Raw genomic sequence first — 21,418 nt, forward strand, 5'->3', positions numbered from 1 at the left:
CGGTGTCCGCACACCCCCTACAGCCGACTGCAACGGGTGCGCGGTCACCACAAACGGCGCACACACCCCCTCCAGCCAGCGAACCCGTCGAGCTGACCGAAGTCGCCGCACCCAGCCCGAGCGCACACACCCTCCGGTGACCCCACACCCCCTACAGCCGACTGCACAGGGTGTGCAGTCACCACAAACAGTGCACACACCCCCTCCAACGCCGAACGGACGCACCCCATATCGGGTGCGTCCGTTCGGCGAAGCGGTGGATCAGTTGTTGGAGGCGCTGAACCGCGACTGCACGTCGGGAACGTGCACGTCTCCGAGCACCCGAGCGATCTGGTCTTCGCTCAGGCCGAGGCGACGGAGTCGCTCGCACACTGCGTCGAAGCTCAGCATCTTGGCGTCGAGTTCCTGCTGGAGCTCGGCGACCTCGGCGCGGAGGACCTCTGCTTCCTCGAGCGCGTCGAGGGTCTCGGCGGGCTTGGGGAGCAGCAGCGAGAGCAGGCGATCACGAGCGTCGGTGCTGAGTCCGTCGAACGGTGCGGAACCGTCGGCAGCCTCGTGCTTCCCGGCCGGGGCGTCCAACCGAACACCATCCGTCCGAACATCATCCACCCGAACACTCTCGGACCGAGCACCATCCGACTCGACAGCATCCGACCGAACAGCCTTGACGCGGTCGGAGTCGAGCTCGGCAGTTGCTCCGTCGGCAAGCGGCACGACGGTGTCGGCACCCTCGGGCTTCATGTCGATCGTGGTGCGCAGCGGGCGGTTCGGGATGAACAGCACGGCGAGCACGGTGACGAGGGCGACGAAGCCGGCGATCAGGAAGATGCGTCCGGTTGCGTCACCGTAGGCGGTACGAATGACTGCGGCGATCGGAGCGGGCAACGCACCGATGTCGAGGGATCCACCGCCGCTGGATCCGGCGGGGACACCGAGTGCAGCGAGGCCGGCTGCCGAGTTGTCGGCGACGCGGGTGGCGAGAACCGAGCCCAGGACCGAGACTCCGATGGCTCCACCGAAGGTACGGAAGAAGGCGACGGTGGACGATGCGGCGCCGATGTTCTGCACGCTGACCGTGTTCTGGACGGCGAGGACGAGGTTCTGCATCAGCATGCCGGTACCGAGGCCGACGATGGCGATGAAGACGCCCACGAGCCACAGGTTGGTGGCGTGGTCGAGGGTTCCGAGCAGTCCGAAGCCGATGACCAGTAGGAACGAGCCCGTGACGATGAAGGGCTTCCACTTGCCGAAGCGCGAGATCAGCTGACCGGATCCGACCGACGAGACCAGCATGCCGGCGACGAGCGGGATGGACAGCAGCCCGGCTGCGGTGGGTGAGTATCCGCGAGCGGTCTGGAAGTACTGGCCGAGGAAGGTGGTGGCGCCGAAGAGGCCGACACCGACTGCGACGGAGGCGATGATGGCGAGCCCGGTGGTGCGCTCGGTGACGATCTTCAGCGGGATGATCGGGCTCTTGACCTTGGCCTCGACGAGGACGGTGGCGATGAGGAGTGCGACGCCGCCGCCGACGTACATGGCGGTCTCTCGGGAGATCCAGTCGTAGTACCCGGCCTTACCGGCGAACGAGACCCAGATGAGCAGGACGGACACACCGGCGGTGAGGAGCAGTGCTCCGAGCCAGTCGATGGAGACGTCGTCCTTGCGCTCGGTGGTGATGTGCAGGGTGCGCTGGAGCAGCAGGAGCGCGATGACGGCGAGCGGGATGCAGACGAAGAAGCACCAGCGCCATCCGAGCGGGCTGTCGACGATGACGCCGCCCAGGATGGGGCCACCGGACATCGAGACGGCCATGACGGCGCCCATGTATCCGGAGTAACGGCCACGCTCACGCGGGGAGACGATGCTGCCGATGATGGCGACGACGAGGGCGGTCAGACCACCCATGCCGATGCCCTGCACGACGCGGGCGGCGAGCAGGATCGGCACGTTGTGTGCGAATCCGGCCATGACCGAGCCGAGGACGAAGATGACGAGCGAGCTCTGGACCAGCAGCTTCTTGTTGAAGAGGTCGGCCAGCTTGCCCCAGATGGGGGTCGAAGCCGCGTTGGCGAGCAGCGCCGTGGTGATGACCCAGGCGTACGCGGTCTGCGAGCCCTTCAGATCACCGATGATGGTGGGCAGTGCAGTGGAGACGATCGTCGTGCTCAGCAGCGCCGTGAAGAGACCGGCGAGCAGGCCGATGAGTGCCTCGAGAATCTGGCGGTGCGACATCGCCTTCGGGTCTGCCGAGGTGGCGGTGTCACCTACCTGTGAGGGTGGAGTGTCCTGTGTGACAGTCATGTCGGTGTTCTTTCTTTTCTCAGTTATGTGAGAGGACGCGGTGGCCGGAATGGCGGGCCTGCGCCTCGTCGGTGAAGGTGGTGGTGAGTCGGCGTATGGAGCAGAGCGCGGCATTGGCCTCGTCCTCGTCCCAGTCCCCCAACATGCGGGACAACCGTTCGACTCGTTGACCCTTGATGCGTTCCAAGCACTCGAGACCCGCGTCGGACACCCGAACCCGGGTGGCGCGTCCGTCGTCGGGATCGGGGGTGCGTACGACGTGCCCGGCGTCCACCAGCTCGGCGAGCTGACGGCTGAGCACGGACTGGCTGGTGCACATGGCCCCGGCCAATTCGGACTGCCGGCATTCGCCGTGCGTAGCGAGTGTGCCGAGGACACCGATGAGAGCGGACGGCAATTCCGTCCGGTCGTCCCCCGTCGACACGGCCACGCGCAGCGCGCGGCCGAAGCGGAAGACTTCCTCCACCAGCGACTCTGCTGTGTCGGTGTTGACGGCCACGTCGATCACTCTCCGTTCTCGTTTACTTGCTGTCCACAACTATATAGATAGATACCTTAGGTAAACAACTATTAATGTGCGTCTGCTCGATCACACGGAACGTGGCCGACGCCAGAGCACGGACCACACCGCTGTGAGTCCTCCAGAAGACGTCCAGGCATGCCTGACAGCCCCGTCCGCGCCGTTACATTTCGGAGCGTGGGAGACGACCGGAACGAGGGGGCGGTCGTGTCTCTCGAGGGTCTGCAGGTGCCACTGACGGGTGCGCAGCGGCCGCTGTGGCTCGCGCAGCACCTCGATCCGGACGCGGCTTTCACCATCGCTCTTCACGTCGACATCGACGGGCCGATCGACCACGCGCGACTCGAACGCGCGATGCATGCCGCCGGCACCGAATCCGGACTGCGCCAGACGCGCATAACGGGCGCGACGGACGACGAGCCGACTCTGACCTTCGTCGACGATGCCGTGATGAACCTCGACACCGTGGACCTGCGCGACGAGTCGGACCCGACCACCGCGGCCCGGGACTGGATGCAGAACGAGTTCCAGAGGCCGGTGGACCTCTACGGAACCACCCTCGTCCAGTGCGCCTTCGTTCGCGTGGCAGACGACCATATGTACCTCTATCTCCGCGCCCATCACCTCGTCCTCGACGGCCAGGGCGCGTTCACCCTCCTGACGCGGATCGCCGGCCACTACTCCGACTCCCTCGCCGACGGCATCGGCCCGACGCCCGATGCCGCACTGCGCATTCATGATTCGGAAGCCGCCTACCGTGAGTCCCGACGTCACGATGCAGACCTGGCGCACTGGTCGGATCACCTCGCCGACTTCACCGGACCCACCTCGATGTCTGCGAATCCGCCCAGCACTCCCCGCCAACCGAAGGCGACGCGGGTGCCGTGGGCGCCCCCCGCCGGGACGGTGAGCGACCCGCTGGCCGTGGTGGCCGCACTGGCCGTCCACCAGTCACGAGTGCTCGACACCGCCGACGTGATGCTCGGATTCCCGGTGACGGGCCGCACCACCGCGGCACTGCGCGCGACCGCAGGCATGATGGCCAACCTCGTGCCTGTCCGACTGCGTGTCGACGACGACACGGCGGTACGGGATCTGGTGGCGCGCGTGCGGCGGGAGATCACCGGAGCCTTACGCCACCAACGGTTCCGCGAGTGGGACCGCATCGTCGACGCCGAGGCGAGGCCGTACGGTGTCTCGTTCGGTCCGGTGGTCAACATCATGCCGTTCGTGGCCCCGTTGACCTTCGACGACGTGGTCGCTCCGGTCACCATCCTGTCGTCGGGTCCCGTTCACGACACGGCGGTCACCATCTACCCCGGCGACGCCCTCACGTTCGACATCCAGTGGAATCCCGAGCGTTACGACGACTCCGACATCGAGCGCCACGGCACACGACTCACCCGCCTGCTCGACGGCATCCTTAGAGCCGACGACGACACCACCGTCGGCGATCTCCCGTTCTTCGGCGACGGCGAAGAGGTCGATCTGCTCTCCCGTACGGGCGGTCCCGCGCCGTCACCGTCGACGCTCGGCGAACTGCTGGCACAAGTCGTCGGCCGACACCCGGACGCACTCGCTCTGCGCGAGCAGTCCACCTCCCTGACCTATGCGGACCTGGACGTGGCGTCGTCGCTGCTGGCGAGGACGCTGGCGAATCGAGGAGCCGGGCCGGGAACGGTGGTGGCGCTGGCACTTCCGCGCTCGACCGAGTATCTGGTCGCTCTCTGGGCGGTGGTCCGCACCGGTGCAGCCTTCCTCCCGGTCGATCCGGCGGCGCCGTCGGCGCGGCTCGACCGCGTCCTGACCGACTCCGCAGTGCTGCTCGGCGTCACGTCCCGTGATCACGTGGCCGACCTCCCGATCGGCGTCCAGTGGACCACCGCCGCCGACGCGGCATCCGAGCCTCTGCCGTGGATACGCCCGGCCATCTCCGACCTGGCTTACGTTCTGTACACCTCCGGGTCGACCGGTCGACCCAAGGGTGTGGCGGTCACGCACCACGGGGTACACGGTGTCGTCGCGGCACACAGAGCGCGGGCCGACGACGCCGCGGCTCGGGTACTGGCCGTCGCGGCACCGACGTTCGACGCGTCGATCTCGGAAATGCTGCTCGCCGTGGCACTGTCGGCCTGCCTGGTCGTCGCCGACGATCGCTCGTACGCCGGGGCACCCCTTCAGGACCTCCTGCATGACGAGAAGGTCACCCACGCGATCCTCACGCCGCGCGTTCTCGGGACTCTCGATACGGACGGACTCGAGTCGCTGCGGTGCGTCCTCAGCGTCGGCGACGTGCTGCCTCTCACCCTCGCAGCGCGGTGGGCGCGCGGCCGCCACCTGTACGACGACTACGGCCCCACCGAGGCCACCATCTGGGCCACCGGCACCGGTTGCCTCGGCGCCGAGGATCGCGTCACCATCGGACGACCGCTCCCCGGAGTCGGTGCAGCAGTGCTCGACTCGCGCCTACGCCCCGTCCCGATCGGCGTGCCGGGAGAGCTTCATCTCAGCGGGCCCGGTCTGGCGCGCGGATACGTCGGACGCCCGGCGGAGACGGCGGTGCGCTTCGTGGCCGGCCCCGACGGCTCACGTCGCTACCGCACGGGCGACCGGGCGCGGTGGACTCGTGGCGGCGACCTCGACCACCTCGGCCGAACGGACGCCCAGGTCAAGCTCCGCGGCCAGCGCATCGAGCCGGGCGAGATCGACACCGCGCTGCGCGGGGCACCGGGGGTTGTCGACGCCGCCACGATCGTGCGCCGCGACGGAGAATCGGAGCAGCTGGTCTCCTACGTGACCGGTGACGCCGACCCCGCGGCCGTGCTCGCCGTCGTCGCCCGGATGCTGCCGAGTTATCTCGTTCCAGCACATATCGTTCCGGTAGCGGCGTTGCCTCTCACCGCGTCGGGAAAGCTCGACGTTGCAGCGCTTCCCGAGCCCGACCGTCGCTCACGCACCTCGAGTGCTCCAGGCTCCGACATCGAGCAGGCCCTCGTCGCCGCTGTGTCGCAGGTGCTCTCGCGCATCGACATCGGAGTCGACGACGACTTCTTCGCCCTCGGCGGTGACAGCATCCTGTCGATCCGGCTGGTCTCCGTAGCCGCGGCCGCCGGCGTGCGAGTCAGCGCTCGTGACGTGTTCGAGCAGCGCACCGTCGCCGCGCTGGCACGCGTGGCTGACCGGATTTCGCAGTCCGTCGTCGAATCACCGGACGACGGCGTCGGCCCGGTGGTGCCGACGCCGATCGTGCGCCACCTCCTGGGCCGCGGCGGCACCCTGAATCGATTCGTACAGACGCTCACCGTGGCGCTCCCCGTCGGCATCGACCGACAGTCGTTGGTGGACACCGTCACTGCCGTCGTCGATCACCACGACATGCTTCGGGCCGTCCTGGTCCGCGACACCGACGGCGCCCACCTCGACGTCCGGCCGAGAGGCACGGTCGACGTCGACGCGCTGATCCGGCACGTCACGGACGGGGCCGACGTCGTCGACGACGTGGTGCGAGAGCTCGACCCGGAGACCGGAACGGCACTGGCACTCGTCTGGATCGACTCCGGACCGCAGGTGAGCGGCCGCCTCGTGATCGTGGCGCACCACCTGGTGATCGACGTCGTCTCCTGGGGAATCGTCGTCGCCGATCTCGTCGCAACGTGGGCCGGTCGTGGTGAAGCCTCTGCGACATTGGATCCGGTGCGCACGTCGATGCGCCGGTGGGCCACCGGCCTCATGTCGCACGATGCCACCGACCGCATTCCGTACTGGCGGTCCGTGCTGCAGGGTCCGGATCCTATTCTCGGGCAACGACGCGTCGATCCCGTCGACGATACGGTCGGCGACGCCACCGTCCGCGACGTCACCTTCACCCGGGAAATCACCGACGCCGTGATGACCCGCGCACCGCACCTCTTCCATGCCGGACCCACCGACGCGCTGCTGGCCTCGCTCGCCCTGGCGGTCGCGGTGTGGCGATCGACCACGAGCGACACGGGCCTGCTGCTGCAGCTGGAAGGCCACGGCCGCGAGGATCACCTTGTTCCGGGTGCCGACACCGCGCGCACCGTCGGCTGGTTCACCACCGTGTTCCCGGTGCGCCTCGATCTCACCGGAGTCGACCTCGACGACGCCATGGCCGGAGGATCCGCTGCAGGAGACGCGATCCTGCGCGTCAAGGAGCATCTCGCGGCCGTACCCGACCACGGAGCGAGCTACGGACTCCTCCGCTACCGGGCGGACGGTGTCGCCGACGAGTCTATGCACTGGACTCCGCAACTGTCGTTCGCTCACCTGGGCCGGATGTCGTCGGCAGAGACGGGTGACTGGCTCCCGGTCCCGGACGTCTCACCCCTTGCCGGTCCGCGCGCAGAAGATCTGGGTGCCGCGGCCGCACTCGAGATCGACACCGTCGTCGTCGACGGCGTCCTGGTCGGGCAGGTGTCGCACCTTCCCGACGCGGTGTCCACGGAGGACGTGACCGCGCTGCTCGATCTCTGGGTCGCGGCCGCCGCGGCACTCGCACACCACCTCGACGACCCCCGTGCCGGTGGCCACTCCCCCTCGGACTTTCCACTCGTCCGCGCGTCGGGCGCCGATGTCGACTCGTGGACTGCTCGTCATCCCGCTCTGACCGACGTGCTCCCCACCGCGCCGTTGCAGTCCGGTCTGCTGTTCCACGCGCAGCTCGCGGACACGACCGTCGATCCCTATGTCGTGCAGACGATCTTGCGGGTGCGAGGAACCCTCGATACCTCACGTCTACGCCGGGCAGCGCAGACACTTCTCGATCGGCACGACGGGCTCCGGGTGGCCTTCGCCGCGACGTCTGACGGCACGGATGTCCAGGTGAACGTCGGCGCAGTATCCGTCCCCTGGACCGATCTCGACGTCGCCGGCGATCCCGACCCCGGTGCGGTGATCGACGCGTTCCTCGCCCACGACCGCACCGTGGGTTTCGACGTCTCAACTGCGCCCCTGATGCGATTCGCCGTGCTCCACAGCACCTCGGACGAGCACACCGTAGTGCTGACTCACCACCACCTGATCCTCGACGGCTGGTCGCTGCCGATCGTCCTCGGCGACCTCCTCACGTCCTATGCGGGAGACACCCGCACTCCGGAATCTCCCTCGCTGCGGCGCTATCTGCAGTGGCTGGGCGACCGTGACACGGCAGCGTCCGTCGCTGCGTGGACGCAGGCGCTGGCGGGCCAGGAGGAGCCGACTCTGCTGGCTCCCGCGATCAGTGAGCACGCCGCGGGCGTGCCCGGGCAGCGGATCACCACCCTCGACCCCGACAGCACCGCCGCCGTCGTCGCGCGGGCTACCGACATGGGCGTCACGACGAACACCTTCGTCCAGTTCGCCTGGGGTGTGGTTCTGGGATCGATCCTCGGCCGCACCGATGTCGTGTTCGGTGCCACCGTGTCGGGTCGACCACCCGAGCTGCCCGATTCCGCATCCATGGTGGGGCTCCTCATCACCACGGTGCCGGTCCTCGTACGACTGGAACCGTCGACGTCCCTGCGTGAGTGCGTCGCCCTACTCCAGAAGGAGCAGGCGGCGCTGATGGATCACCATCACCTCGGCCCCGCGACGATCGAGGCGGCAGTCGGCGCCGGCGCCCGCTTCGACACCTCTCTCGCCTTCGAGTCCTATCCGGTGGATCACGCTGCGTTGACCGCCCTCGCGGGCGACCTGACGGTGCTGGGCGTCGAGGCACGCGACGCCACCCACTACCCGCTGTCGATCGCCGTCGAGATCGGGGACGAGCTGATCCTGCGCGCGACGCACCGCACGGACGCTGTGGACGGCACCGCGGTGGATCGGATGATCGACCGTCTCGTCCGTGTCCTCACCACGGCCGACGCCGATCGCCCCGTCGGCGAGATCGACCTGCTGTCACCGGACGAGCGACGGACCATCTCGGGGTGGAACACGAAGGACCACGCCGTCGCTCCGTCCACGCTGATCGACCCATGGGATACCCACGACGGCAGCCGTATCGCGTTCTCGCACGGCGGTACTCGAATCTCCCGGGGTGAATTCGCCGGTCGTGTCCACCGGCTCGCGCGCTTCCTCGTCTCGCACGGAGCGGGCCCCGAGGTCGCCGTCGCCGTGGCCGTCGAGCGCTCGATCGATCTGTTCGTGGCCGTGCACGCCGTGGTGGCGACCGGTGCGCACTACGTCCCGATCGACGCAGGCCACCCCGACGACCGCCTGCGGCACGTACTACGGGAGTCCGGCGCTCTGTTCGGACTCGTCACGGGGTCCACGCCACTGCCCGACGTGATCCCGTGGATCGACATCGCCGACGTGCCCACCGCGGGACTGTCCGACGAGCCGCTCACCGACGCCGAGCGACTGTCGCCGCTGCGCCCGGACCACCTCGCCTACGTGCTGTTCACGTCGGGCTCCACGGGGCTCCCCAAGGGCGTGGGTGTCTCGCACGCCGCCATCGTCAGCCACCTGCAATGGCGAGCGGAGTTCATCGGCCTCACCGCCGACGACGTCGTCCTGAACAAGACGCCCGCCACGTTCGACGTGTCCCTGTGGGAGTTGTTCCTGCCGTGGCACGTCGGAGCCGAGGTGGTCGTCGCGGACCCGGGTGCCCACGGCGACGCCGATGCCATGGTGGAGCTGATCGCGCGGCGCTCGGTCAGTGTCGTGCATTTCGTTCCGTCGATGCTCGCGCTCGTCGCGGACGCACCGGGCCTGGCCGCCTGCACATCCCTGCGCACGATCCAGTCCTCGGGAGAGTCGTTGCCTGCCAGCGTTGCCGACTCGGTACGCGCTGCACTGCCCGTGACCCTGGTGAACCTGTACGGACCGACCGAGGCGGCGGTGGACGTCACCGCCCACGTGGTCACCGACGACGACACGACCGAGGTACCGATCGGCAGGCCCGTGTGGAACACGACCACGCTGGTTCTCGACGCCGCCCTGCGGCCCGTTCCGATCGACGTGGTCGGCGAGCTGTACCTGGGCGGTGACCAACTTGCCCGGGGCTACGCGAACCGTCGTGCGCTGACAGCCGAGCGGTTCGTCGCCGCACCGGATGGCCGACGTCTGTATCGCACCGGGGACAGGGTGCGCTGGACGGCGTCCGGTGAGCTCGTCTTCGTCGGCCGGACCGACGACCAACTCTCGGTCCGTGGTGTCCGCATCGAACCGGCGGAGATCGAACACGTCCTGACGGCGCTGCCCGAGGTCGACCGCGCCGTGGTGACGGCCCGCGGCGATCGACTCGTCGCGTTTGTCGTCGCGGCGCACTCCGTCTCGGACGTCGCGGTCACGGCGAAACACGCACTGCGATCCGCACTCCCCCGTCATCTGGTTCCCGACGACGTGGTCGAGATCGACGCATTACCGCTCAGCGCGTCGGGCAAAGTGGATCGACGTCTTCTCGGCGCTCGGACGCTGCCGGATCACGTCCGCACTCACCGCCTACCGAGCACCCCGACACAACGGCTGGTCGCCGATGTCTTCGACGCCGTCCTGCAGCCCGACGGCCCGGTGGGAGCGGACGACGACTTCTTCGGTCTCGGCGGAACATCGCTGACGGCGGCGCGCGCAGTGGCACGAATCCGGTCGACCACGGGACGAGAGGTGTCCCTGCGCAGCCTGTTCGACGTCTCGACCGTGGCCGGGCTGGCCGCACTGCTGGACTCCGCGGCACCGGATGCAGGCGTCGTGCGTCTCGGGGGCGAGCGCCCCGCGACCCTGCCCTTGTCGTTCGCGCAGCAACGCATGTGGTTCCTCGACCGCTACGAGCCCGGCTCCTACGTCATGCCGTTGGCACTGCGGATGCGCGGGGACCTCGACACCGGCGCGCTCACCGCGGCACTCGACGATCTGGTGGCACGTCACGAAATCCTGCGGACCGTCTACGCCGACCACGACGGCACCGTCGAGCAGATCGTGCTGCCTCCCGCGTCACGCACGGCGCCGCCGATCACCACCATCGACCTCGACGACCTGCCCGACCGCCTCGAGTCGGCACGGTTCACCACCTTCGACCTCGCGACCGAGCCGTCCCTCCGGGCGGAGATACTGCGTATCGACGACGCGGACCACGTCCTGCTCCTGCTGCTGCACCACATCGCCGCGGACGGTGTGTCGCTCACGCCGTTGGCACGCGACCTGCTGTCGGCCTACGACGCTCACCGATCCGGCCGTGGGCCGACCCGCTCACCGCTGCCCGTGCAGTACGCCGATGTCGCTGTGCAGCAACGTCGAACCGGCGTCGACGAGCAGGCGGCAACCTGGTGGGCGGATCGCCTCGCCTCGCTCCCCGACGTGCTGGACATGCCGACGGACAGGCCACGGCCCGAGCAGCCCACACGGATCGGTAGACGGGTGGCGCTGGACATCGACGTCGCCACCGTGTCCGGCCTGGCAGACCTCGCTGCGCGACACCGCGGGACGGTGTTCATGGTGGTGCACACCGCGCTGGCCGTGGCCCTGTCACGGTGGACCGGGAGCCTCGACATCGCCGTGGGAACACCGGTGTCCGGGCGACCGGATCCGATACTCGACGACCTCGTGGGCCTGTTCGTCGACACCGTCGTCCTGCGCACCGCGGTCGACCCGGCGGAGTCCTTCGCACAGGTGCTGGCCAGGACACGCGACGAGACTCTCGACGCTTTCGCTCATGCGGCCGTTCCGTTCGACCATGTCGTCGACGCCCTGGGTACCACCAGGACGTCGGCGCACCACCCCGTGTTCCAGGTGATGGTGGCGTTCCAGGACGAGGATCCCGTGCGCGGCCGCAGCGACATCGAGGTACTCGATGTGGGTCCGGCGCCGGCCATGTTCGATCTCACGCTCGATGTCCGCCCCCGGGGCGGCGGCCTCGCCTGCGTCCTGACGTACGCGCGTGATCTGTTCGATCACGCCACCGCGCAACGCTTCTGCGACATTCTGGAGCGGGTTCTGAAGTCCGTCGTCACGGACTCGGACACGCCGGTGGGTGATCTGACGATCAGGGACCCGAAGGATTCCGGGCCGGCGACCCACCCCCTCGCACGATACGAACCGCTCACACTCCCTCAGCTTCTCGACCGCGCTCCGGACGGTGTCGCGATCGTCGACGGCGATACCGAGCTCACCCGTACGGAGTGGGCGCGGGCCTCGAACCGGTGGGCTCGACACCTGATCTCGCTCGGGGTGGGTCCCGACACCGTGGTGGCCGTGGCGCTCACACGGTCGGCCCAGTACCTCACGATGATCGCTGCGATCAGCCGCGCCGGCGGGGCATTCCTGCCGATCGATCCCGGACAACCGACCGACCGCCTCGAGCAGATCCTCACCGAATCGGCGGCCGCGGTGCTCGTCGTGTCGACGTCGGATTCGCTGTCCGACATCGGCTGCGACGCCACGCGGGTCGTCCTGGACGGGCCGGCGACCGTCGATGACGTGACCACCTCGTCCGACGAGGCGATCACCGACGAGCACCGCCTCGCACGACTGCACCCGGATCATCTGGCGTACGTCGTCTACACCTCCGGATCGACCGGGCGGCCCAAGGGCGTGGCGGTATCGCACCGAGGACTGCGTAATGCCGTCGAGGATCAGCGCGATCGTCACGAGTCGGTGGCCGACGCCCGTGTCCTCGCCGTGTCGTCCACGACGTTCGACGCCTCGGTCGGCGAGCTGCTGATCGCTCTCGCGATGGACGCAGCACTCGTCGTCGCGCCGGACGGCGTCTTCGGCGGAGCAGAACTCAACGCGCTCATGCGTCGTCACCGTGTCACTCACACTCTGATGACTCCGCGTGCGCTCGACGTCACCACGGATGCCGGCCTGGAGCACCTCGGTGTCGTCATGTCCGCGGGTGAGGCGTGCCCGCCCTCCCTCGTCGAGGCCTGGGCACCGGACCGTCGGATGAGCAACGTCTACGGTCCGACCGAGGCGACGGTCTGGTCGACGTCGGCGACCCTGGAACCCGGCCGCCCGGTGACCATCGGCACGGCAACCCTGGGTGTGGACGCGGTCATCCGCGACAGTCGTCTGCACGCAGTCCCGAGCGGCGTCGTCGGCGAGTTGTACCTGGCGGGAGAACAACTCGCTCGGGGTTACCTCGGCCGCCCTGCACTGACGGCGTCTCGGTTCGTCGCCGCACCCGGCGGTGCGCGCACCTATCGCACCGGAGACCTGGTGCGGCTGAACGCTGCCGGGGACATCGTCTACCTCGGACGGGACGACCACCAGGTCACCCTCCGAGGTCTGCGCATCGAACTCGGGGAGATCGAGTCGGCCCTTAACGCCGCGCCCGGCGTGGGCACGGCGGTGGCGGCCGTGCACGAGGAGCGGATCGTCGCGTGGGTGAGCGCCGTCGACGGTCGCTCTGCGCACTCCGTGGACATGGCCGAGGTGACCGCCGCGGCGACCCGCGCCCTGCCTCGCTACATGGTGCCCGCCGTCGTGACCGCGGTGGATGCGATGCCGCTGACGACGTCGGGGAAGCTCGACCGTGCGCGTCTACCGCGGCCGTCGGTCACCGTGGCGGCGTTCCGTGCCCCCATGTCGCCACTCGAGATCGAGGTGGCATCCGTGTTCGCCACCGTCCTCGACCGCGACGATCCCGTGGGGCTGGACGACGACTTCTTCGCCCTAGGTGGGCATTCACTCAGCGCGACGAGAGTCGCGGCACGACTGGACACCTCGGTGCGGACGATCTTCGACGCCCCCACCGTCGCTGCCCTCGCGACGCGACTGACAACCGAACCCTCACCACCCGCACGCTCGACGTTCCGGCGTCCGCCTGTTCGCCCCGACGTCCTGCCGCTGTCGTTCGCGCAACAGCGAATGTGGTTCCTGAACACCGTGACACCCGACTCGGGATACGTCATCCCTCTCGCGCTGCGCCTGCGTGGACCGCTGGATCACGCCGCGCTGGCGGGAGCACTGGCCGATGTGCTGGACCGACACGAGATACTCCGCACCATCTATCCGGCACCGGACGGCGTGCCGCGCCAACAGGTACTCCCGGCCGGCGAGGTGACCGTCCCGTTCGAACATGTCGTCGACGAGCCATCGGCACACGTGCTCGAGCGCATCGCGTCGTCGCCCTTCGATCTGTCCACCGAGCTTCCGATCCGCGCAGCCGTGGTCTCCGTCGCCGAGGACGACCACGTGCTGGCGATCTGCCTGCACCACATCGCCGCCGACGGATGGTCGTTGGCCCCGCTGACCCGCGACATCACCGCGTTCTACGGCGCCCGCCGATCCGGTCTGCCCGCGGCCCTCGAGGCGCTTCCCGCGCAGTACGCCGATCACGCTGTGTGGCAACACGATCACACGATCGAGATCAGGGAACGATCGTCGTACTGGACGGACCGGCTCGCCGGCCTTGCGGATGTTCTACCCCTCCCGACCGACCGACCTCGACCACTCGTCGCGACCCATCGTGGAGCCCGCGTCCCGATCACGGTTCCCGACGACACCGTGGCAGCCCTGCGCTCCCTCGCGACCGCGCAACGCGCCACCGTCTTCATGGTGGTGCAGGCCGCCTGGGCGATCACTTTGTCCCGCATCACCGGACACGACGACATTGCGATCGGCACGCCGGTCGCCGGACGTGGCCAGGAGGATCTCGACCAGCTGGTCGGCATGTTCGTCGACACGGTCGTGCTCCGATCGACCGTCACGCCGACGGCGACGTTCTCGGCTCTGCTGGACGATGTCCGGGAGTCCACGCTGTCGGCGTTCGCTCACGGCGACGTGCCGTTCGAGCTGATCGTGGACGCTCTCGACCCGGTGCGCTCGACCTCGCATCACCCCCTGGTCCAGGTGATGCTTGCGTTCCAGAACCAACCGCCGCCCGCCCTGACCGCCGCCGGACTCGAGATCGGCGTGCTCGACCCCGGGCACGTGTCGGCGGCAGTCGATCTCACGCTCGACCTGACGGACGGCGAGCGCGGACTCCACGGCGCTCTGACCTACGCGGTGGACCTGTTCGATCACCGCACCGCGGCGCGTATCGGCGACATCCTGCTCCGCGTTCTCGACGGAGTGGCGCGTCGACCGTTCGAGCGCATCGGTGCCCTCGAAATCCTGCATCCGTCGGAGCGGGCTCTGCTGCTCTCGCAGCACGGCAGCGCGGGCCTACCGCCGCGCGTGCTTCCCCGATTGCTGGCCGACGCCGTCGCCGGGAACCCCACCGGACCGGCAGTGATCGGCGACCGGACCCTGACCTACGACGAGCTCGACCGGCGATCCAACCGGTGGGCACGCGTGCTGATCGACGCCGGTGCCGGCCCCGGATCGGTGGTCGCCCTCGCACTGCCTCGATCGGTGGACCAGATCACCGCCGTGTGGTCGGTCGCCAAGACGGGCGCCGCGTTCCTGCCGGTCGACCCGTCCGGGCCCGCGGAACGGTTGTCGCACATCGTCGCCGAGGTCGGCGTGGTCCTCGCTGTCACCGCCGGAGGCCCTCTGGCCGATCTGCCCTCCGTGTCGATCGATTCGCTGGACGATGCCGTCGCGAGCGAGGCAGCCGTGACGGCCGACGACCGTCTCGGAGCCATCCACCCGGACACCCTCGCGTACGTCATCCACACGTCCGGGTCGACGGGAGTTCCCAAGGGCGTGGGCGTGACTCATCGCGGTCTCGTGGACGCACTCTGGGATCAGCGTCTGCGCGGCGTCGGGGATGCACGGGTGCTCGCCGTTGCCTCGCCGACCTTCGACGCGTCGATCGCCGAAGTCCTCATCGCACTGTCCCTGTCGGCACCGCTCGTCGTCGCACCGCCCGACGTCTTCGGCGGACCGGCCCTGGAGCGACTGGTCGCCGACAGCGCGGTGACCCACGCTCTCATCACGCCACGCGTCCTCGAATCGATGACGCCGGAACGTGTTCCCGGCCTCCGATCGTTGGTCACCGCGGGTGAGGCATGCCCGCCGGCTCTCGTCGCACGCTGGGCGCCGGGCCGACGATTCTTCAACGACTACGGGCCTACCGAGACCACGATCTGGGCCACCAGCCAGGGACCACTGCGACCCGACGACGCGGTGACCATCGGCCGACCGGTGCGCGGAGTGGGCGCCCACGTGCTCGACACGTTCCTCCGTCCGGTCCCGATCGGGATCCCCGGCGAGCTGTACCTCGAGGGGGCTCACCTCGCTCGTGGGTACGTCGGCCGTCCCGCGTCGACGGCCGAGCGGTTCGTCGCGTCGTCGCACGGCACCCGCCTGTACCGCACCGGGGACCGGGTGCGGTGGACGAGCACCGGGGAGTTGGACTACCTCGGCCGCAACGACTTCCAGGTCAAGCTCCGTGGACTGCGGATCGAACTGGGAGAGATCGTCGCGGCGGTGACCGCACACCCGGGCGTCGAGCGCGCCGCCGTCCTCGTGCAGGACGATCACCTCGTCGCCTACGTCGTGGGAACCGATGTGGAGGCAGATCGCCTCCGGCAGGCCGTGGCACGCACGCTTCCTCGGTACATGGTGCCCACCCACGTCGTGGTCCTCGACGAGTTCCCGCTGACATCGTCGGGCAAGCTCGATCGGCGCGCGCTACCCGAGGTCAGCGGTGGCCGCGCGCCGCACCGGCCCGCGGTGACATCGGAGCAGCGGCTGGTTGCCGACGCGTTCGCCGCGGTGCTGGACCTGACCGAGAGTCCGGGTCTCGACGACAACTTCTTCGATCTCGGCGGACATTCACTCACCGCGACCCGGGTGGCTGCTCACGTGTCCGTCGCGGCGGCGCGCGAGGTGTCCGTCCGATCCGTCTTCGACCACCCGACGGTCGCCACGCTGGCGGGCAGCCTCGCCGAGTCGCCGGCATCCGTGCGACCGGCCCTGACGACGGCGCCGCGACCGGATCGCGTGCCCCTGTCCTTCGCGCAGCACCGCATGTGGTTCCTGAACCGCATCGACGCCGACCGCGGAGGCTATGTCGTCCCCATCGCTCTGGCGCTCACCGGACGACTGGACGTCGAGGCGTTGCAGTCCGCGCTGGGCGACGTGATCGACCGTCACGAGATCCTGCGGACGGTCCACCCCGCGATCGACGGCGTTCCCCACCAGGTGGTCCTGCCGAGCGTCGACGTACCACTCGCCGTCGTGACCGTCGATGCCGACGCAGTACCCGACGCCGTACGCGACGCGATCGCCGTGCACATCGACGTCGTCACCGATACTCCGCTGCGCGCGACGCTTCTCGTCACGTCACCGACCGAGCACGTGCTGGTTCTCGTCGTGCACCACATCGCGGCGGACGGATGGTCCATGGCACCGCTGACGCGCGACATCGTCACCGCCTACGGTGCGAGAGCGCGGGGACGGCGGCCCGACCTGTCGCCGCTGCCCGTGCAGTACGCCGACCATGCGGTGCGGCAAAGAGCGACCCTCGGGTCACCGGAGGACCCGTCCTCCCCGGTCTCGCGGCACCTCGCGTACTGGCTCGACCGGCTCGCCGGTCTCCCCCTGGACCTCGCACTGCCGACGGACCACCCACGCCCGAGAACGCCGTCGCACCAGGGTGATCGAGTGCACGCCGTGATCGACCGGAACGCGGCGACGGCGCTCGCAGCGGCCGCCCGTGCCCACGACGTCACACTGTTCATGCTCGCGCAGACCGCGCTGTCCCTGGTGCTCGCGCAGTGGGCGGGCACCGACGATCTCGCCATCGGGACGGCGGTCGCGGGCCGCGACGACCCTGCGCTCGACGAGACGGTCGGGATGTTCGTCGACACCGTTGTCCTGCGTACCACCGTCGACTCCGAGCGCTCCGTCGCCGATCACCTCGCCGCGGCACGCGAGACCACACTCGACGCCTTCGCCCACGCGGCGCTGCCGTTCGACCTTCTGGTGTCGGCGTTCGATCCGGTGCGGACCACGGCGAGTCACCCTGTCGTGCAGGTGATGCTGACTCTCCAGAACGTCACCCCGCCCACGTTCCCGACGACCGCGCCGACGGTCGAGGTCCTCGACCTCGGTGGCACCTCCGTCCAGTTCGACCTCTCGATGACGCTGACAGAGGACGACGGCCGTCTGTTGGTCGACCTCACCTACGCCACCGAGCTGTTCGAGCGCAGCACTGTCGAACGCGTCGTGCGGCGCTTCGTGCACACCCTGGGGTCGATGAGCCGGGACACCTCCGTCTCGGTGCGCGACCTCGACACCGTGGAGCCGTCCGAGCGCATCGACATGTCGACTCGTGTCGGTGCGCCGGCTCTCCCTCCGCGGACACTCGATCGCATCATCGCCGACGCATGCGCAGCTCGTCCGGACGCCGTCGCCGTCCGCACCGACGACGTGGACGTGACCTACGCCGAGATGGGAAGCCGGGCACACCGTCTCGCCAGGGAACTGATCGCGTGCGGTGTCGGTCCCGATGCTGTCGTCGCTCTCGCGCTACCCCGGTCGATCGATCATCTGGTGTCCGTCTGGGCCGTGGCCGCCGCGGGAGCGGCGTTCCTGTCCGTGGACACGTCCCACCCGACCGAGCGCATCGCCCACGTCCTGCGGGACTCCGATGCGGTCATCGTCGTGACGACGGCCGACCGCGCCGGGCCACTCGGACCTGCCGCCCCGTGGATTCCGCGACTCGTGCTCGACGAACCCGACGTGGTTGCGGCACTGTCCCGTCACAGCGACGACGACGTCGTCGACACGGAGAGACTGGCGACGCTGCAGCCGACGTCGGCCGCCTACGTCATCTACACGTCCGGCTCCACGGGACTACCCAAGGGCGTCACGGTGACCCACGCGGGTCTCGCCGATGCCGTGGACGATCAGGTTCGACGATCGGTTCCCGGCGCGGCACGGGTCCTCGCCGTCGCGTCCCCGACGTTCGACGCGTCGATCGCCGAGATGCTCATGGCGCTCGCCCACGTCGGCACCCTGGTTCTCGCTCCGCCGACCGTGCACGGCGGTGCGGAGTTGTCGGCACTGATCCGTCGACAGCGGGTGACCCACGCGATCATCACCCCGCGGGTACTCGAGTCTCTGTCTCCGGCCGGGCTCGACTGCGTGGGCGTCCTCGTCGTGGGCGGCGAGGCCCTGCCCGACTCGGTCGCCGCCACATGGTCGGTCGGGCGCGAGATGTACAACGACTACGGCCCCACCGAAACGACGATCTGGGCCAGTGCACACGGCCCGATCTCTACCGATCGGCCGGTCGGCATCGGCGCCCCGGTACGCGGTGTGGGGGTGATAGTCCTCGATGCGCACCTGCGGCCCGTCCCGCTCGGCAGCGTCGGCGAGCTCTACCTGACGGGCCCGCACCTCGCCCGCGGGTATGTCGGGCAACCGGCGCTCACGGCTGCTCGCTTCGTGCCGGCACCGTTCGCGGGGCCCGGTGAGCGGATGTACCGCACGGGCGACCTCGTGCGGTGGAACTCGTCCGGGGAGTTGTCGTTCCTCGGCCGCACCGATTTCCAGATCAAGTTGCGCGGGTTGCGCATCGAGCCCGGAGAGATCGAGAACGCCGCCCTCGCCCATCCAGGAGTGACACAGGCCGTGGTGGTCGCGCATCGCGACGCGGGCACCGGTGCCGAACATCTGGTGGCCTACGTGAGCGGTGATGCTCTCGACGTCACCGCCGTCAGGGACGTCGTGGCGGACCGCGTGCCGCAGTACATGGTGCCGACGCGCATCGTCGCGATGACCGAGCTGCCCCGCACGACGTCGGGAAAGCTCGACCGGGCTGCCCTTCCCAGGCCGACGTTCGCACCGACGGCATACCGCGCGCCCTCGACTCCGACCGAACACATGGTGGCGGACGCCTTCGCCATCGTCCTGGGACTCGGGCTCGTGGGACGGGACGACGACTTCTTCGCCCTCGGTGGCACCAGCCTGTCGGCGACGCGGGTGGCCGCTCATCTCGGTCGCGCCACCGGGGTGGACCGGGTGCTGAGACTGCTGTTCACGCACGGCACCGTCGTCGCGATCGCGGAGCACCTGGACCGCGAGGACGACGACGAGTCCCTCGCCTCGTCCGAGGCCGTGGCACCGGTCATGCGACTCGGCGGCGGCGACGGGCTCCCACCGGTGTTCTGCATCCACCCGATGATGGGACTCGCCTGGCCCTACTTCGAGCTGGGCAGGCACCTCGAACCGACGCGGCCGCTGTGGGGCGTGCAGACACCGGCCGTCGCCGATCCGGATTTCGCGCCGGCAACGATGGCCGAGGTGGTCGACCGTTACGTCGCCGAGATCCGTCGAGTCGATCCGGACGGGCCGTACCACCTCGTCGGTTGGTCCGTCGGCGGCGTGCTCGCCCATGCCGTCGCAGCCCGCATGGAATCGAGCGGTCTCCCCGTCGCGTCCCTCACGCTCCTCGACCCGGTACACAGCGTCGTCGCGGGCAGCGATGTGAAGAAGGCCCAGGCGGACGCCATGTTCGGCGCCTACCAGCACCTCACCGAGGATCTCGCCGACATGACCCCGGACGCACTGTGGGCGGTGTGGTCGGCGATGGGCGGAGATCAGCTGCCGGTCTCGGACATCCAGGCTCGCCTGATCACCAAGGCGATGCTCACGCTGTTCGCCCTCGTCGACGATCACGTGCCGGAATCCTTCGGCGGCGAGGTGCTCATGATCGACTCGGACGTCACCGCCGACCAGCTGGGCCGCATGTCGGAGTTCTGGGCTCGGTACTGCACCGGACCGATGACCGTCGAATCCGTTCCGTGGCGCCACGGCGAGCTCCTGTCGAGCGAAGCGGTCGCCGATCTCGGACCGCTGGTGAGCCGCTGGCTGCCGCATCGCGATCGCGTGCCCCTCAGCATGGTGGCCGGCGCGATGGTTACTGTCGACGAGTGAGTCGTTCCGCCGAGAGCACCGTGCCCGACGACCAGTTCCACCTGGCGGGAGCGTGGAACTTCCGCGACACGGGTGGTCTGCGCACCACCGACGGGTCCCGGACGCGCTCCGGCGTGCTGTTCCGATCGTCCGCTCTTACCCACCTCACCGACGACGGTCGACGCGCGCTGACGGATCTCGGCGTCACCGACGTCTTCGACTTCCGCGGGGAGGCCGAGGTGCGCCGACTCGGGTCGGATCGCACGCCCGCGTCGGTACGGGTCCACGCGGTCCCGTACATCCCCACGGAGGCTGCACCGCACGAGCGGACCACTCGCGCCGCCACCGCCCGCGAATACCTCGACGGCGCGTACCGCGCGTTCCCGACCCTGCCGGGCGCCCGCGTCGCCATCAGGGCGGTCGTCGACGCGGTCAGCGGTGGCTCCGCGGTCCTGGCGCACTGCGCCGCCGGGAAGGATCGCGCGGGGTGGACCGTCGCGACAGTGCTCCGCGCCGCCGGCGTCGTCGAGGACGACATCGTCGCCGACTATCTGCGCAGCGCAGCAGCAGTGGACCCGTTGCGGCAGCACATCGTCGACCACGCCGACGTGAGCGCCGACGATCTAGACGACGACCTGCTCGGCGTGCGTGAGGAGTACTACCGCGCGGGTCTCGACGCGATGACCGCCGCGCACGGCTCGTACGAGGGGTACCTCGACTGGCTCGGCATCGACGCCGATTCCGTGGCTGCGCTTCGGCGCGCGCTGGTGAGCTAGCTGTAATGGCCAGGGACGTTGTGGACGGCGTGGCGACAACAGATAGGTGAGGACCTCCGGTATCGGTGTGGTT

Annotated in this window: 4 protein-coding genes; 2 read left to right on the forward strand and 2 right to left on the reverse strand. The window is 69.2% G+C overall.

The window, feature by feature from the left end:
- Nucleotides 1-261 precede the first annotated feature (261 nt).
- Nucleotides 262-2,301, reverse strand: coding sequence for an MDR family MFS transporter (locus AC0IX4_RS22265; protein WP_471831195.1), 2,040 nt, complete (start codon nt 2,299-2,301; stop codon nt 262-264).
- 19 nt (nt 2,302-2,320) lie between these two features.
- Nucleotides 2,321-2,800 (reverse strand): MarR family winged helix-turn-helix transcriptional regulator, encoded by a 480-nt coding sequence (locus tag AC0IX4_RS22270; RefSeq protein ID WP_042574908.1) that lies wholly within the window; start codon nt 2,798-2,800, stop codon nt 2,321-2,323.
- Between the two features lie 198 nt (nt 2,801-2,998).
- Between AC0IX4_RS22270 and AC0IX4_RS22275 the strand changes: the two genes are divergently transcribed.
- Nucleotides 2,999-20,590 (forward strand): amino acid adenylation domain-containing protein, encoded by a 17,592-nt coding sequence (locus tag AC0IX4_RS22275; protein WP_471831196.1) that lies wholly within the window; start codon nt 2,999-3,001, stop codon nt 20,588-20,590.
- On the forward strand, nt 20,587-21,345 hold the full coding sequence (locus AC0IX4_RS22280) for a tyrosine-protein phosphatase (RefSeq protein WP_471831198.1): 759 nt from the start codon (nt 20,587-20,589) through the stop codon (nt 21,343-21,345). Before AC0IX4_RS22275 ends, AC0IX4_RS22280 begins: the two co-directional genes overlap by 4 nt.
- The last annotated feature ends 73 nt before the right edge of the window (nt 21,346-21,418 follow it).

Source organism: Rhodococcus sp. AC861, assembly GCF_979256035.1.

Excerpts from the sequence above, each read along its gene's own strand:
- AC0IX4_RS22265 (WP_471831195.1), bottom strand. The coding sequence starts at position 2,301 with ATGACTGTCACACAGGACACTCCACCCTCACAGGTAGGTGACACCGCC.